Source organism: Mesorhizobium sp. M2E.F.Ca.ET.209.01.1.1, from assembly GCF_004010375.2.
Classification (GTDB): Bacteria; Pseudomonadota; Alphaproteobacteria; order Rhizobiales; family Rhizobiaceae; genus Mesorhizobium.
This window is the reverse complement of sequence record NZ_SADP02000007.1, coordinates 252,123-266,914: the sequence shown is the minus strand read 5'-3', so window position 1 is coordinate 266,914 and position 14,792 is coordinate 252,123. Positions and strand designations below refer to the sequence as shown.

Genomic DNA, 14,792 nt, shown 5'->3' with positions numbered 1-14,792 from the left:
CGCCCTCGATCGTGGCGAGCGGAACGAGCGTGTCACTGACGGTCGACGAGACGACCTTGGCCACCAATGCGACGGCGAGCTTCGCCGGAGCCTTCACGCCGAACTTCGGCGCCGATGGTCCGCTGGACGCCGACCACAATGGCGTGGCGGATGCCGGTGCGGTGACCTATGCGCTGGGCTTCAACGCCGGCTCGACCGGATTGGTCGATACGGCGACCGGCCAGGCGGTGGTGCTGAGCCTGGAGGGCGGCCAGGTGGTCGGCCGGGCCGGCGCGGGCGGCGCGATCGTGTTCACGGTCTCCACCGATGCCTCGGGCAACGTCACGCTCGACCAGCAGCGCGCCGTGGTGCACTCCGATCCCAACAACCCCAATGACAATGCAACGCTATCGGCCGCCAACCTGGTGACGCTGACGGCGACGGTGACCGACGGCGACGGCGATCATGCCTCGCAGACGATCAACATCGGCACCTCGCTCAACTTCCACGACGACGCGCCCTCGATCGTGGCGAGCGGAACGAGCGTGTCACTGACGGTCGACGAGACGACCTTGGCCACCAATGCGACGGCGAGCTTCGCCGGAGCCTTCACGCCGAACTTCGGCGCCGATGGTCCGCTGGACGCCGACCACAATGGCGTGGCGGATGCCGGTGCGGTGACCTATGCGCTGGGCTTCAACGCCGGCTCGACCGGATTGGTCGATACGGCGACCGGCCAGGCGGTGGTGCTGAGCCTGGAGGGCGGCCAGGTGGTCGGCCGGGCCGGCGCGGGCGGCGCGATCGTGTTCACGGTCTCCACCGATGCCTCGGGCAACGTCACGCTCGACCAGCAGCGCGCCGTGGTGCATTCCGATCCCAACAACCCCAATGACAATGCAACGCTATCGGCCGCCAACCTGGTGACGCTGACGGCGACGGTGACCGACGGCGACGGCGATCATGCCTCGCAGACGATCAACATCGGCACCTCGCTCAACTTCCACGACGACGGCCCGACTCTCGGCTCCTTCACCTCGGGCACGATCCCGAATGAGGTCGGAGCCGTCAGCGGTCTGTTCTCAATTTCGGCAGGAGCCGACGGCCTCGATCACTTCAACATAACTGGTCCCGTGATCGCCGGCATCACTTACACGGCGTCACACACGGCGGACGGTACAACCGTCCTCCACGCGATGTCGGGTGCAACCGAGGTCTTCGACCTTACGGTTAGGCCGGATGGCACGTATGAGTTCGACCTCATCACGCCCCAAGCGGTAACGAGCGTCACACAAACCTTGACGGGGTTGAGCGCGGGTGGTCCGACTCCGTTCCTCGAGACACCTGACGGCCTGGTGGAATTTACCGGTAGCGGAAGCGGCGTCAATTCTTCCACACAAGGCTTCGGCGTGAGCGACCAGTTCGTCGAAAGCGGTGAAAATTTCACAATGGAGTTTCACACCTCCGGAACACCCGGAAATGACGCTCCCACGCTCAATCCCCGTTATGTCAGCGCTCTGGATTTCACTGCCAGCAGCAACAGCTCCGGATCGGTGCATTGGACGGCGACGAATACGGGGACGGGACAGACGGAAAATGGCACGGCAACGCTCACGAATGGCCACCTCATCATCGACCCATCAATCGACTTCAACGTGATTTCGATCACTGGCGATCCGAGCTCAAAGCTGCGTCTTGAAAGCGTTGGCATCTCCCAGACGATCCTGCCGAGCGACTCGAACTACCATTTCCAGGTGAGCGCAGTCGACAAGGATGGCGACGTGAGCGCTATCCAAGGGTTGGACATCCATCAGGTGGCTGCGGGTTCGGGCGGCAACTACACCCTCAACGGCTTCGCTGGGGCCGTCAACGATGTCATCGCCGGCAGCACGCATGTCGATACGATCGCGGGCGGCGCCGGAACCGACATTGCCGACTACACCGGAAGCACGTCGGCGGTATCCATCCATCTGGCCGACGACGGCCATGCGTCCGGAGCGCCGGTGACGTTCGGCAACCCTGAAATCGGCACGATAGGCGGCGGCGACGCAACCGGAGACAGCCTAACCGGCATAGAAGGGCTTATCGGCGGCGTCGGCAACGACTTCCTGTTCGGCAATGCGGGAGACAACTATCTCGCAGGCGGCGCGGGCAACGACACGATCAATGGCGGGGGCGGCAATGACATCCTCGTCGGCGGCCTGGGACAGGATACGCTGACGGGTGGCGCGGGTGCCGATACGTTCAAGCTCGACCATATCGACATCAAGGATCTGATTACCGACTACAATGGCGCCCAGGGTGACGTGATCGACCTGACATCGCTGTTCAAGACCGGGTCGGAGAACATTGGCGACTACGTGAACTATGACCAGGCGACAGGCACGTTGAGCGTCGACGTGGACGGCGCGGCGGGCGGAGCCAGTTTTGTCCCAGTCGCTCAGTTGACCAATCCGGTACTGCCGGCGGCCAACACGATTACCCTACTTTACGACGACGGTGCGCATACGCATACGACAACGGCAAACGTGGTTTAAACGGCGTGGCGCAATGCCACGCTTCCATGCTATGCATTAGCGAACCGCGAATTCGCAATTCTGAGAGGGGCTTACATGAAACATTCCGCAAGATTGCTGGCTTCGGCCGCGGCGCTGCTGCTGGCCGGGTCGACGGGCTTTGCCGCCGATATCATCGGCGAGTCGGCGGTGAATTATTGCCGCACCGTGGGCACCTCGGACCTGGTGCTGACCGACAACATGGTCGAGCTCAAGGATCATGTCGTGAAGCTGATGGACGAGTCGGTCGCCGTCGCCAACAGTCCGGAATGGATCAACTCGTCGCGTCCCGCCTTCGTCTGGGCTTCGGAAGCCAAGGTCGCCTGCGGCATGGCCTATGGCTACCTCAAGACGAACTACAAGGACGAAGACACGCTCAACAAATGCGAATGCTTCCACGACCGTATGGTCGAGTACATGCACTGAGCTGACGGGCGAGCGAACACCGGCTGGCTGCGATGATGGCCATGAAAGCCCGGGCGGAGGCGGATGCCTCCGCGGCGCCGGCTGCCCGCGTGGCGCCGCAAGCTGATTTCCGACACGAGCGCTGGCGAGCCCTGGCGCTCGCCTTTGTGGTCGCCGCGGCCGCCTCCGGCTGCCAGTCGAAAAGCGGCGCGTCGGATGTGCTCGACCCATCGGCGATCGCGGCACCCGCCGGCCAGGCGGGCAGCGCGGCGACGCAGCAGGCAAGCAGCGCGACCCAGGGCAGCCAGACCCAGACCCTCGCGGCCCAAGTCCCAGCGGCTCAAGGCGCCGGAACCGCGAGCAGCGCGACGTCGAGCGGCCCGACCTCGGCCACCGCCGCCAAGGCCAATCTGACGCTCGGCACGGGGCCGACCAAGGTGACCATGCTGCTGCCGCTTTCGGCGCCCGGAAGCACGGGCGAGAACGGCCGAAAGATGTATGACGGCGCGCGGCTCGCAATGGCCGATCTCGGCGACAAGCTTCTGACGCTGACGATCCAGGACACGCGCGGCGACAGCGGCTACGCCAAGGACCTCGCGGTGAAGGCGATCACCTCGGGCACGGCCAAGGTCGTGGTCGGCCCGTCGGAGCTTGCGGCCGCGCAGCACCTTGCCAAGCTCTCCGGCTCCAAGCGGCCGCCGGTGCTGGCCCTGGCCGACAATTTCGCCGGTGGGCCCGGCGTCTATTCCGTGCGGCTGAGCGAAGCCGACAGCGCGGCGGCGGGCGCGGCGGCAATCGCCGGCAAGGGCGCCAGGAAATTCGTGCTGATGGTGCCGGCGGGCGCAGATTCAAGCGCCGTCGAATCCCGGGTCGCCAACGCGCTCAGCATCTACGGCGCCACGCTTGCGGTGACGCTGCCCTATTCGCCGACGGACGGCGGCGCCAAGGTGGTGTCCGACATGAGCTCGCTGGTCGAGGCGCCGGATGCCGTCGTCGTCGCCTGCGGCGACGGCAGCCCGGCCGCGGTGCTTGCGGCGCTGAAGGCCAAGGGCATTCCTGGCAAGACAGTGACGCTGATCGGCACCGACCGCTGGCTCGAGCGCCCGATGGATCCGCTCTATGAGGGCGCCTATATCGCGACGCTCGACCAGAGCGAGACCGGGCCGATCGCCGACCGCTTCAAGGCGACCTACAACTACCAGCCGGACGTCAACGTGGCCTATGCCTACGACATGGTGGCGCTGAGCGCGGGCATAGCGAGCTCGGCCGGCCCCGACGGCTTCAACAAGCAGGTGCTGGAGAACGCGACCGGCTTCCGCGGCTCGACCGGCCTGTTCCGCTTCCGCAGCGACGGCTCGAGTCAAAGGTCGATGCCGTTCTTCAAGGTGGAGAAGGGCCAGCTGAAGCTGGTGGAGAAGCAGACGGCGGGGTTTTAGGATCGGGCTCTGGGGGGTCTCGTTTTGGGTTCTGTTAGAAAGCTTCTCGTTCTAGCTGCATTTGCCGCGGCCGTGGGAGGTGCGGTGGCCGTCGTCCAACGCTTGGTGTTTGTCTCGCCAGAGCCGGCCGTGTCGAGCAAACCGCCACAGAAGAAGCCGGTGCCGCAACGACGGTGGCGCCTGACCTAATTGGATGGCGGAGCCTTCCAGTTTCCCACTAATTCGAGATCACGCTGACTTCAGTTCTCTCAAAGTGCCGGCTTCCCTGCCAACCCAACGGATCAGGCTGATCGAGACGACGGCTATGATGGCTCCGACAACGACGTCCATGAAATGGTGACCACCTTCTGGAACGGTGGCGGCAATCATTGCAACATTGACCAGCACTGCCGGCCAGAAAAGGAATGTGCGTCGAAGGGCAAAGACAACCAGAATGCCGAGAGACGTGTGAAATGACGGGAAGGAAACCAGCCCGATCACCTTGCGCATGGTGAATTCGTAAGGGGCCAGCGAGCGAAGCTGGTGAAGGGTGTCCAAGTGCGCAAATCCGCCGATCGCCGTGAAATGGCTATATGACGACGCCTGCAGCTGATAATAGGAATAGGCTCCGGCAGTCGGGACCAGCATCGATATCGTGGTGGTCATGAATAGGTCCATGACCAACGTGGCGGCAAATTCGAAGAACCTTGCCCGGCCGCTCGTCGAGGCATGGAATATCAGCACCAGCGGCACCTGGTAGAGGACAGAGGCATAGGTGGCCACAAGAACCGAGGCCAGCAGCGGCGATGAATTTGCCGCCTCGACCACGGCCGGCCAGTTGAAGCCAATCGACCGATCCATTGCAGCCATGGCTCCGTCCATCAGCGGATGCTGCGTAGCGGCGGCGAGAAACATGTACAGAGCGTTGGCAGGCGAAAAGACGAAGAACAGCATCAAGAAGATGCCGACGCTCTCCAACCCCTCCGACACCCTGGCCGATGCATCTCCAAGCGCACCGGTCGCGCGGCGCATGCCCAGGTAGAGCAGCTTCGACAGGCCGAAGAACATCGCGCCAAAGGCGATGCCACGGACCGCGTCCGCCACTATTGCGGGTGTCAGGTAAATAGCGGATCGTTGCAGCAGGACGGCATCTGAAAGCGCTAACAGACCGATGGTGGCGACTATCACCATCAAGTATCGATTATATGCGCTCATCAGGAACGCTCCGGCGCGCCCGAGCAATCCGTCCGCATCACTTTGCACCGTCAAATGGCGCGGCTGAGTTGGAAACCGCGGACTGTCTGATTTCGGCCTGTGGCTCGGCGCTAACGGCGCGCAGCATGGCGGCAATCGAAACCAAAGCAACCGTCGCCCCAGCGAGCACATCGGCAAAATGGTGACCACCCTCCGGGACTGTAGCGAGGATCATAATCGCATTGATCGCGGCCACCGGCCAAAACAGGATCGCGCGCCGCAAATTGTAGGTGATGATGATGCCCAGCGCGGTGTGAAAAGAAGGAAAGCTGGTAAGCCCTATCGTGTTGCCGATCACGAATGTGAATGGCGTCGAACCACGCAGTTGCGCGAGGGTCGAAAGATGGGCGAGACCTCCGACACCAGTGAAATGGCTGAAGACACCGCGATCGGGCGCATGGAAGGAATATGCGCCCGCGGCGGGCACTGCCAGCATCAGGACACCTGTCATAAGGCCTGAGATCGCAATCAGGGCGACCAATTCCAGCATTCGCTCACGTCCACCCCCGATCGAATGCACCAGGAAGACTAGTGGAACCTCGTAGGCAAGCGCGGCATAGCAGAAGACCATCACGGTCGCCACCGATGGGACCATGTTGGCGAACTCGACAGCTCGGATCCAGTTGAAGCCGATCGCGGCATCAAACGAGGCCAGGTAGGCGTCCATCAGCGGACGCGTGGTGTTCGCCGCGAGATACATAAACAGGAAACTCGCCACCGAAAGCGGGATGAAGAGCATAAGAAAGGTAGCGATGTTCTCCATGGAACCGACAGCGCGCGCCAAAAAGGCTTGCATGGCGTCGGGGAACCTGGGCCGCCGCATTTCCACGATCCGTGCGGCTGCGAAGAAGAATGCCACCAGAGGCACGGCTTTCAGCAGATAGATCCAGTTGGACGGGCTGAATGTCACATCCGATCGTGGGAGCATAACGAGATCGGCCGCCACGAACATCGCCGTCACGAAAACAATGACTGCCGCGTAGCGATGGGACACTGACCGTTTCATCCCGATTTACCGTTTGGCCCGTGTCGCCGACTTAGGCAGAGTTAATTGAGCTGCTCCAGAATCCCTGAACTGGTTGCCACCACAATTGCGTGGTACATTTGCAGGGCTAACGCGCAGATAGCGGCTGCGGATATCGGCACGCCGAACGGCACGACGCCCTTGCGATCCATGTGCTGCACATAGTGGCGGAATATGCCGGCCGGCATCAGGAAGGGATTCTTGACCAAGGCGGCCGTGCCGACCGCGAAAACCAGCAGCAATACGGCAAACACCAGAAGGTTGCTTCCGCCAATCAGAAGCGGCGTAACGCTCATCAGCTTGACGTCGCCGGCGCCGATTTTGTGCAAGAGCCAGAATGGAAAAAGTGCGAGAAACAGTGCGGCGCCGCCAAAGGCGCTGATACCCATTTCCAGCCATGAATGCGTTTGCAAGGCCTGGAACTGCAAAGCTCCGAGGCCGAGGCAGAGCAACAGTAGCACGTCGCGGTTCGATATGCGCTGCGTGGAAAAATCTGTCCAGGCGATACGTCCAAGCAGCAAGATCGCCAACCCCTTGAATACGAGCGAAGCGGTCAGCAAAATGGTCATGACCGTTCTATGTTCCGGACGCTGGACGATAGCAGCTTGAGATTGTTGGCGACGGTCGGATCGTTAGGAGCCAGCTCATAGGCTTTGAGGAAGTTGGTGCGCGCCTGCTGCAGCTTGCCGCGCAGGAGGTAGGAATAGCCGAGATTGTTGTAATATTCCGGCGTTGCGCCGAGCAGGCGGTAGGCCCGGCCATAGGCCATGTCGGCCAGATCGAAGCGCCGGATGCGGTCGCAGGAAGCGGCGAGACCTAGCCAGGCGACGCCGTCATTCGGTGCGAGCCTGGTCGCCTTGTAGAACAACGCGCCGGCATTGCCGTAATTTTCGGAGCGGAACTGTGTCTTGGCCTCTGCTACCGCCTGATCCGAGGCGTAGTAATCGACATCACTGATCGTTTTCAGTCCATCGAAGGTATCGCCAAAGGCGGTGTAATCGCCTTTGGCTGGCTCGTTGGTGCGAACGACACCGCCCGTAGCGTCGGTCGACTGGCAACCGGCAAGCATGACCAGCAGCATGCTGGCTGCGGCGGCGAGGCGCATCGGACCTGTCATTTTGTGCCCCAAGGAGCCCTCCGACTCAATTTTAGAAGATAATCATATGGCGGATCAGAAGAAAATGCCCTTCATGCGAATGATCACCGGCAGCATAATGATCATCAGCACCACTGGGAAGATGCACAGGCCCAGCGGGATCGTCATCTTGACGGGCAAGGAGTTGGCACGTTCCTCCGCCCGCAGGATCCGCTGATCGCGCATCTCGGCGCTGTAAACGCGCAGGGCGTCCGTGAGACTGGTTCCTAGTTCCTCCGATTGCCTGAACAACACCGCCAAGGCCTTCGCTTCGTCCAGTCCGATGCGATCGGCAAGCTCGCGCAAGGCCTCTCGCAACGGTTTGCCCGCTCGCAATTGCAGGTTCATGATCGTAAGCTGGATCCCCAGCCATTTGTGTGTGCCCGCCAGTTCCTGGCTCACCCGTTCGACCGCCGCCTCGAGGCTCATGCCAGCATCGGCGCAGGTAATCATCATATCCATGAAATCAGGGAAGGCGCGACGATAGATCTGCTTCTGCTTATTCTCGAAGCGATCGAGCATGATGCTCGGGATAACGATACAGCCAAGGCCGATCAGAGCCGCGCCTGCAAAGGCGAAGATACCAGGCAATCGCGCCGGCATTACCCTCGACAGCAAGGCGTACATAAGCAGAAAGCCGATGGCGACGGCTCCCAGCCGGCAAAGCGTGTAGATGAGCGGCGCGCTCGCGCCATAAAAACCGGCGCGAAAAAGCTTGGCTTCGAGAGCGTCAGGCTCGTTGCGCTCCTTTTCCATCGATCTGAAGTAGGCCTCGACCGGCTTTTGCGCCGCGGCCCGGACGAGATGGTCCTGCCCCAGGATCGAGCGGCGATCCACATGCCCATCGCCGACGAGACTGTCCGCCACCAGCCTGCGCGTCTGCATCGCGGGAAGGAAAACCAGCGCGGCGAACAGGAACAGGGTCACCGCTGCCACGAAAACGGCGAGTGAGACCAGAAAGGTCAGGTCGTTCGTGTTCGAAAGCAGGCTCATGGTCGCTCCTAGAAATCGAAAGTGACCATGCGGTACATGATGTAGACGCCGAGCAACGCCCAGGCCCCGAACGACATGAATGCCGGAAGTATCAACGGACTGCCCCAGACCCTACCATAGTAAGAGGGCGCCACGATCATCAGGATCAAAAACATAAAGAGAGGGAACAGCGAGATGATCCATGCCGATACACGGCCCTCGGCCGAGAGCGCCCTGATCTTCAATCCCAGTTTCCGCCTTTCGCGCAGAACGGACGACAGGTTCGCGAGAATTTCAGTAAGGTTGCCGCCTGTCTTGGCCTGGATCGAAAGGGACACCGACAGCAGGTGCAGACCCTCGAAGCCGACGCGCTCCGACAATTTCCGCACCGCCTGCTCGATGCTGAGCCCGAAGGTGATCTCGTCGGCGACGATGCCGAATTCCGTACCCAACGGATCGGGCATCTCGCGCGCGACGAGACCAATCGCGACCGAGGCCGGGTGGCCGGCGCGGAGCGAACGGACGATCATGTCGAGCGCATCGGGCAATTGGCCCGCGAACTTCGCTATCCGCTTTTTGCCGGCCCGGCGCAGGATAAGCAGCGGCAATGCGAACCCTACGCCCAGGAAGATCAGGAAAGCCGCCGGCGCCGAGAGACCAATGAGGAACCAGAGAAGCAACGCCAGTCCTAAGCCGGCGAGAACAAACGACATCGCGAAGGTCATCGGATTTCCGGTTATGCCGGACTGGGTGTACAGCCGGTTCAACCAGATAAAGTTGGACGCGAAGTCTCCTGAACCAGTCAGGCCACGCTCGCGCAGCAGGCTTTGCAGGGTCTGCTCCGCCGGCGCCTCGTCGGCTAGGCGGCGAAGCCGGTGGTTGACCGCGAGCAGGTGCGAACGCCGACGCGTGAGGGAGAGGTAGAATGCTTCGCCGGCAAGGATGATGGAGGCAGCCGCGACCACGTAGATGAAATAGAGCAGCGTCTGTCCGGTCAGCATTACATGGGTACCTGCGGATTGAAGGCGTCCTTGGCGAAATGGAGGCCGAGCGTCGCTGCCTCGGAGGCGAAACGGGGTCGAACGCCGGTGGCGCGAAAATCGCCGATGATCGTGCCGTCGGCGGCAACGTCGCGCCTGACATAGTGATAGATTTCCTGAAGCTGGACGACATTGCCTTCCATGCCTGTGATCTCCGAAATCGAGATCACGCGCCGGCCGCCATCGGAAAGACGCTGCGTTTGCACGATGATGTCGATGGCGGAAGCGATCTGCGCGCGAATGGAATCATGCGACATCGGCATGCCCGCCATGCCGACCATCTGTTCCAGGCGCGATATGGCATCGCGCGGCGTGTTCGCGTGGATCGTGGTCATCGAGCCTTCGTGGCCGGTGTTCATGGCCTGCAGCATGTCGAAGGCTTCCTCGCCGCGCACTTCGCCGACGATGATGCGGTCGGGGCGCATGCGCAGCGCGTTCTTCACCAGCTCGCGCTGACGGATCTCACCCCTGCCCTCGACATTGGGCGGGCGCGTTTCCAGCCGGCCGACATGCGGCTGCTGCAACTGCAGTTCCGCCGCGTCCTCGATGGTGACCAGACGCTCCTTCACCGGAATGTAGCTCGACAGGGCGTTAAGCAGTGTGGTCTTCCCGCTGCCGGTGCCGCCCGAAACCAGGATCGACTTGCGCGCCTGGACGGCTATTCTGAGCATGTCGATCATTGGCTGGCGGATCGAGTTGAACGCCATCAGGCGCTCCAGCGAATAAGGGTTCTTGGAAAATTTGCGGATCGACACCAGCGGGCCATCGATCGAAACCGGCCGCACGGCAATGTTGACGCGCGAGCCGTCATCGAGGCGCGCATCCGCCATCGGCGATGACTCGTCGACCCGGCGGCCGATATTGGAGACGATCTTGTTGATGATCCGAAGCAGATGCGCCTCGTCGCGGAAACGTATCGAGGTCTGCTCGATGATGCCGCGACGCTCTATAAAGACGCGCTCATGCGTGTTGATCATGATGTCGGTGATCGAGTCGTCCTTGAGAAGCGGTTCGATTGGACCAAGACCCAGCATCTCGTCGGCCGTGTCGCTGGTCAGCTGATCCAGCTCGCGCGCGTTCAAAGGCACGTTCCGGCCACGCACGAATTCGCGCACGATCGGCCGGATCTCATTCAGGATTTCGTCCTTTGAGGCGCTTTCCAGTGCCGTCAGATTAAAGCGATCGATGAGATGGCGATGCAGCTCGACCTTGAGGGTCAGGAAATCGTCGCCCTGCGGCTCTACTTCCGCCACGGGAGTGGCGGCAGCTCCGTTCGGTGCAGCGATCACAACCGGCGCCAGCGGCGTCTTCTGTTCGTTCGGCCCTTTGATGAAGCGACCCAGCATGCCGCTTACCCCCTTATATGTTCCCCTTGGTCGAAACTAAGCGTTAACCACGAGGGGCACAAGCGGCTTGGAGGACACACTGAAGGTATTACTTGCGACATAGTTAAGAAATCAAGATTTGATAAATCGTTTTATTTTCCAGCTGCCTCCCGCGCACCGACTAAAGTCCTAAGACGTTTGGCGCCGCCCGCGAAATCACCCCGCTAACCCTCCTAATATAAAAGGATATGCCATACCTCTAATGTGGCATCCTCCGGCCGCGGGTGTGGCCGAATTGTGAATGAATGGTTAAGATCGCTTGAAAATCGAAGCGAATCAAGCTGTTGTGGAAGCTGAGAAAACTCAAAATCGAGTATTGGAAGGTTAAAGGACTGTTAATCCGTTTGACCGGTTTTTTCGTGCGACCTAGGATTGAACGTGACGGGGGATGCTTGGGTATGGGGTTCATCCTTGGCTCTGTCTCGTCGGGTTCAAACCTCCAAAGGGAGAAATTGGCATGAAGAAGCTCATGACGATGGCCCGGCAGTTCCGCGATGATGAAAACGGCGCTGCTATGGTCGAATATTCGATTCTGATCGGCATCATCACCGCGGCGGTGATCACGTTCATCATTGCGGTCGGCGTCTATGTCACCAACGCGTGGAGCACGCTGTGCACCAATCTGTTGACCGACACCGCCAACAGCACGGGCATGACCTGCTAAACTAGATATGGCCAGGCCCGGGGACGACCCTTGGGCCTGGCCGAACTGATATTGCAATCTCGGGCTGAGCCCGAGTTGCAAGCGCCAAGGCGGGTCCAAGGGGTTTGGGAAATGCGCGCCAATACACTCATCATGATTGTGCTTGCCGGTATATTCGGCGTTCTGGCGGTCGTGCTCGTCAACATCTGGCTGGCGGGTCAGCGTAACGCAATGGCCAGTGGTGCGCAGGCCAGCACGGTGGTGGTCGCGGCGGTGCCGTTGAAGTTCGGCGATGCGCTGAGCGCCGACAAATTACGCGAAATTGCATGGCCGGCGGGAGCGGTGCCGACAGGCGCCTTCAAGACGGTCAAGGAAGCGATGGCCGGCAATGGCGCGCGCCAGGCGCTGCAGTCGATCAGCGCCAATGAACCGGTTCTCGCCACCAAGATAACCGGCCCGGGCCAGCGCGCCACGCTTTCGGCCGTGCTCGACGAGGGCATGAAGGCCGTTTCCATCAGGGTCAATGATGTGCTCGGCGTGGCCGGCTTCGTCTTCCCCGGCGACAGGGTCGACGTGCTTCTGACCCGGAACGTTCGCGACAACGAAGGCGCTGATAAGAGCTTCGTCGATGTATTGCTGCAGAGCGTCAAGGTGCTTGCCGTCGACCAGGTCGCGGATGCGACCAAGGACAACCCGACCGTCGTCAAGGCGGTGACTGTCGAGGTGAGCACGAAAGACGCGCAGAAGCTCACGCTGGCCGCAGGTGCCGGCCAATTGTCCCTGGCGTTGCGCCAGGCTGCCGGCAACAAGGGCGAGATGAACGAGAGGGTGACGCTGGCTGACCTGACCGGCGACACGCCGGAGGATGTCGCCAAGCGTCAGGCCGAGCTTGACAGGCAGGCCGCCGAGGAAGCGGCGCGCAAGCAGGCCGACGAGAAGATCGATGGCCTTGCCAAGGCGGTGGAACGGGTCGGCAGCCAGATCGATCAGATGAGCAAGGTGAAGCCCACTGTGGCGCCCACGCCACAACCGCAAGAAGTTGTAAAGGAAGTGGTCAAATATGTGCAGCCGGAGCCGCCGAAACAGGCCACAATCGGAGTGTTCCGGGGCGTGAAGCTCGAAACATATGATGTGCCGCGCCAACGCTAGAAAGCGAGCGGCACACGAGGGGCTGCCGGGTAGGCAGCAGTGGGAGACGAGGATGAAGGGGTTTTGGTTGAGGATAGCGGCGGCCGCGCTGTCCCTAGTAGGCGTATCGGCGATCTCCGGCGCTCCGGCAGTCGCGGCTGACCGCTTCATCGATGTGTCGAGCCCGTCGCTGCACCGCGTCTTCGTGCCCGTTTCCCAATCCGCCACGATCCAGGTGAACGCCACTTTGGGCGACATCGTGGTCGGCGACGAGAGGATCGCCGATGCGCAGCCGATGACCGACAAGACGCTCTACATCATCGGCAAAGCCGTCGGCACCACCACCGTCAACCTGTTTTCCGAAGACAAGCGTTCGCTCGGCGCCATCCAGATCGAGGTGGGCCAGGATGTCAGCGACATGGCGGTCGCCATTCGCCAGGTGGCACCTAAGGCGCGCATCGAGATCGGCTCGATCAACGGTAAGGTCCGCCTGAGCGGCCACGTCAAGGACGCCGCGACGCTGGCATCCATCGTCGAAGTCACCCAGCAATATGGCCCGGATGCCATCATCAATGCCGTGACCATCGACGACAGCGAGCAGGTCAATCTTTCGGTCCGCATCCTCGAGGCCAAGCGCAATGCCGGCCGCGATCTCGGCGTGTCGATCAGGAGCACGAATAGCCGCGGCACGACTCGAACCGGTACGGGCGATGCGGCAGTCGATAAGGACAATGTGGTGCTCGGCCCAGGAGATATCCTCTCCGGCCTTTTGTCGAACACCAGCCCATTTGCAGCGCTGATAACGAGGGTAATCGACAACAACCTCAAGGTTGATCTGATCATCGAGGCGTTGGAGGCAAAGGGCGTCGTGCGCACGCTGGCCGAACCGAACCTCACCACGGTTTCCGGCGAGACGGCCAGCTTCAATGCGGGCGGCGAGGTGCCGGTGCGCAGTGTCAATGCCCAAGGCGAAGTCGAGATTGTCTTCAAGCAGTTCGGCGTCAATCTGAACTTCACGCCGGTGGTATTGGACGACGGTAAGATTCACATGAAGTTGGCGCCGGAGGTCAGCGACCTGACCGGCTTCACCGCCGCCGGCGACCCGATCTTCACCAACCGCAAGCTGTCGACGGTGGTCGACCTGCGTGACGGTCAGAGCTTCGCGGTCGGCGGCCTGCTCTCCAGCAAGAACACCATACAGCAAGAGCAGGTACCGTGGCTCGGCCAGGTGCCGATCGTCGGTGTGCTGTTCCGCAATTCGAGCACGCAGAAGGAAGAGACCGAGCTCGTCGTCATCGTCACGCCGCATCTCGTGCGGCCGGTGAGGCCGGGCGAGCAACTTACGACGCCTTTCGACAAGACGAAGCCGGCCAACGATCCGGAGCTCATGCTGCTCGGCCAGCTCGAAGTCAACAAGGACATGATCCGCATGTACGAGCATGGCGAGGGAGTCACCGGCCCCTATGGCCACATGCTGGATGTGAAATCGAAGGACAAGCTGCTCTATGTCAAAAAGTAAGCTCCTGCTCGTTCTACTCGGCAGCAGCCTGCTTGCGGGCTGCGCCGCCGACTATCTGCACAATTACGATACGATGACGCTGGCATCGGGCGACTCGCAGAAAGCCAACCAATTGCTGCAGACGGTCGATCCGTACAACCCGGCTTCCAACAACACGAAGATCGAGGGCGATGGCGCACGTTCCGTCGGCGTCGTCCAGAAATACAAGCTGCCTCCAGGCGGGTCCGCGCCGACAACGAACATGACAGTCAATGTCGGGCCGTCGAGCGCGACGAGCGGGGCGAACTAAGAGAAGGATGCAGCGCGTCGGGCGCACGAGGATACCCGACACGAATGGAGAG

The 14,792-nt window shown here is 61.4% G+C and carries 14 protein-coding genes; 7 read left to right on the top strand and 7 right to left on the bottom strand.

All coding sequences use genetic code 11. The annotated features are described in order from the left end of the window. Positions 1-11 precede the first annotated feature (11 nt). The 3 genes from EN852_RS16055 (at position 12) to EN852_RS16045 (ending at position 4,372) form a co-directional block, all read left to right on the top strand. Positions 12-2,513, top strand: a complete 2,502-nt coding sequence (locus EN852_RS16055; RefSeq protein ID WP_281407791.1) for a DUF5801 repeats-in-toxin domain-containing protein — start codon at positions 12-14, stop codon at positions 2,511-2,513. Positions 2,514-2,588: 75 nt separating this feature from the next. Beyond that, positions 2,589-2,957, top strand: coding sequence for a hypothetical protein (locus tag EN852_RS16050; RefSeq protein WP_127875897.1), 369 nt, complete (start codon positions 2,589-2,591; stop codon positions 2,955-2,957). 41 nt (positions 2,958-2,998) lie between these two features. Then, positions 2,999-4,372 (top strand): ABC transporter substrate-binding protein, encoded by a 1,374-nt coding sequence (locus EN852_RS16045; RefSeq protein ID WP_127876091.1) that lies wholly within the window; start codon positions 2,999-3,001, stop codon positions 4,370-4,372. A 228-nt stretch (positions 4,373-4,600) separates the two neighbouring features. Here the strand turns inward: EN852_RS16045 and EN852_RS16040 are convergent, their stop codons facing one another. The 7 genes from EN852_RS16040 to EN852_RS16010 are packed head-to-tail and all read right to left on the bottom strand — an operon-like array spanning position 4,601 to position 11,122. Beyond that, positions 4,601-5,566 carry a phosphatase PAP2 family protein gene (locus EN852_RS16040; RefSeq protein WP_189545993.1) on the bottom strand — a complete coding sequence of 322 codons (966 nt, stop codon included), beginning with the start codon at positions 5,564-5,566 and terminating at the stop codon, positions 4,601-4,603. Between the two features lie 37 nt (positions 5,567-5,603). Next, positions 5,604-6,599: a phosphatase PAP2 family protein gene (locus EN852_RS16035; protein WP_189545991.1), complete on the bottom strand. Its 996-nt coding sequence runs from the start codon at positions 6,597-6,599 to the stop codon at positions 5,604-5,606. Between the two features lie 53 nt (positions 6,600-6,652). Beyond that, positions 6,653-7,198: a prepilin peptidase gene (locus tag EN852_RS16030; protein ID WP_348643442.1), complete on the bottom strand. Its 546-nt coding sequence runs from the start codon at positions 7,196-7,198 to the stop codon at positions 6,653-6,655. Further along, the gene (locus EN852_RS16025) at positions 7,195-7,746 is read right to left on the bottom strand and encodes a tetratricopeptide repeat protein (protein ID WP_189545989.1); all 552 of its coding nucleotides are present in this window, start codon (positions 7,744-7,746) and stop codon (positions 7,195-7,197) included. The genes EN852_RS16030 and EN852_RS16025 overlap by 4 nt, the downstream gene beginning before the upstream one ends. Before the next feature lie 54 nt (positions 7,747-7,800). Continuing rightward, on the bottom strand, positions 7,801-8,757 hold the full coding sequence (locus EN852_RS16020; protein WP_189545987.1) for a type II secretion system F family protein: 957 nt from the start codon (positions 8,755-8,757) through the stop codon (positions 7,801-7,803). Between the two features lie 8 nt (positions 8,758-8,765). After that, positions 8,766-9,737 carry a type II secretion system F family protein gene (locus EN852_RS16015; protein ID WP_127875900.1) on the bottom strand — a complete coding sequence of 324 codons (972 nt, stop codon included), beginning with the start codon at positions 9,735-9,737 and terminating at the stop codon, positions 8,766-8,768. Beyond that, on the bottom strand, positions 9,737-11,122 hold the full coding sequence (locus tag EN852_RS16010; RefSeq protein ID WP_127875901.1) for a CpaF family protein: 1,386 nt from the start codon (positions 11,120-11,122) through the stop codon (positions 9,737-9,739). Before EN852_RS16010 ends, EN852_RS16015 begins: the two co-directional genes overlap by 1 nt. 496 nt (positions 11,123-11,618) lie before the next feature. Here EN852_RS16010 and EN852_RS16005 point away from each other — a divergent pair, with 496 nt between their 5' ends. The 4 genes from EN852_RS16005 (at position 11,619) to EN852_RS15990 (ending at position 14,740) form a co-directional block, all read left to right on the top strand. Beyond that, positions 11,619-11,825: a Flp family type IVb pilin gene (locus EN852_RS16005; protein WP_127875902.1), complete on the top strand. Its 207-nt coding sequence runs from the start codon at positions 11,619-11,621 to the stop codon at positions 11,823-11,825. Between the two features lie 111 nt (positions 11,826-11,936). Beyond that, the gene (cpaB, locus tag EN852_RS16000) at positions 11,937-12,953 is read left to right on the top strand and encodes a Flp pilus assembly protein CpaB (RefSeq protein ID WP_127875903.1); all 1,017 of its coding nucleotides are present in this window, start codon (positions 11,937-11,939) and stop codon (positions 12,951-12,953) included. 52 nt (positions 12,954-13,005) lie between these two features. Further along, the gene (locus EN852_RS15995; RefSeq protein ID WP_127875904.1) at positions 13,006-14,451 is read left to right on the top strand and encodes a type II and III secretion system protein family protein; all 1,446 of its coding nucleotides are present in this window, start codon (positions 13,006-13,008) and stop codon (positions 14,449-14,451) included. Beyond that, entirely contained in the window at positions 14,438-14,740 is a 303-nt protein-coding gene (locus EN852_RS15990) for a hypothetical protein (protein ID WP_127875905.1), read from the top strand. Before EN852_RS15995 ends, EN852_RS15990 begins: the two co-directional genes overlap by 14 nt. Positions 14,741-14,792: the final 52 nt, after the last annotated feature.

Bases quoted from the DNA above. Each gene is read 5' to 3' on its own strand.
- EN852_RS16050 (WP_127875897.1), top strand. From the start codon at position 2,589: ATGAAACATTCCGCAAGATTGCTGGCTTCGGCCGCGGCGCTGCTGCTG.
- EN852_RS16045 (WP_127876091.1), top strand. From the start codon at position 2,999: ATGAAAGCCCGGGCGGAGGCGGATGCCTCCGCGGCGCCGGCTGCCCGC.
- EN852_RS16040 (WP_189545993.1), bottom strand. From the start codon at position 5,566: ATGAGCGCATATAATCGATACTTGATGGTGATAGTCGCCACCATCGGT.
- EN852_RS16030 (WP_348643442.1), bottom strand. From the start codon at position 7,198: ATGACCATTTTGCTGACCGCTTCGCTCGTATTCAAGGGGTTGGCGATC.
- EN852_RS16025 (WP_189545989.1), bottom strand. From the start codon at position 7,746: ATGACAGGTCCGATGCGCCTCGCCGCCGCAGCCAGCATGCTGCTGGTC.
- EN852_RS16020 (WP_189545987.1), bottom strand. From the start codon at position 8,757: ATGAGCCTGCTTTCGAACACGAACGACCTGACCTTTCTGGTCTCACTC.
- EN852_RS16015 (WP_127875900.1), bottom strand. From the start codon at position 9,737: ATGCTGACCGGACAGACGCTGCTCTATTTCATCTACGTGGTCGCGGCT.
- EN852_RS16010 (WP_127875901.1), bottom strand. From the start codon at position 11,122: ATGCTGGGTCGCTTCATCAAAGGGCCGAACGAACAGAAGACGCCGCTG.
- EN852_RS16005 (WP_127875902.1), top strand. From the start codon at position 11,619: ATGAAGAAGCTCATGACGATGGCCCGGCAGTTCCGCGATGATGAAAAC.
- cpaB (WP_127875903.1), top strand. From the start codon at position 11,937: ATGCGCGCCAATACACTCATCATGATTGTGCTTGCCGGTATATTCGGC.
- EN852_RS15995 (WP_127875904.1), top strand. From the start codon at position 13,006: ATGAAGGGGTTTTGGTTGAGGATAGCGGCGGCCGCGCTGTCCCTAGTA.
- EN852_RS15990 (WP_127875905.1), top strand. From the start codon at position 14,438: ATGTCAAAAAGTAAGCTCCTGCTCGTTCTACTCGGCAGCAGCCTGCTT.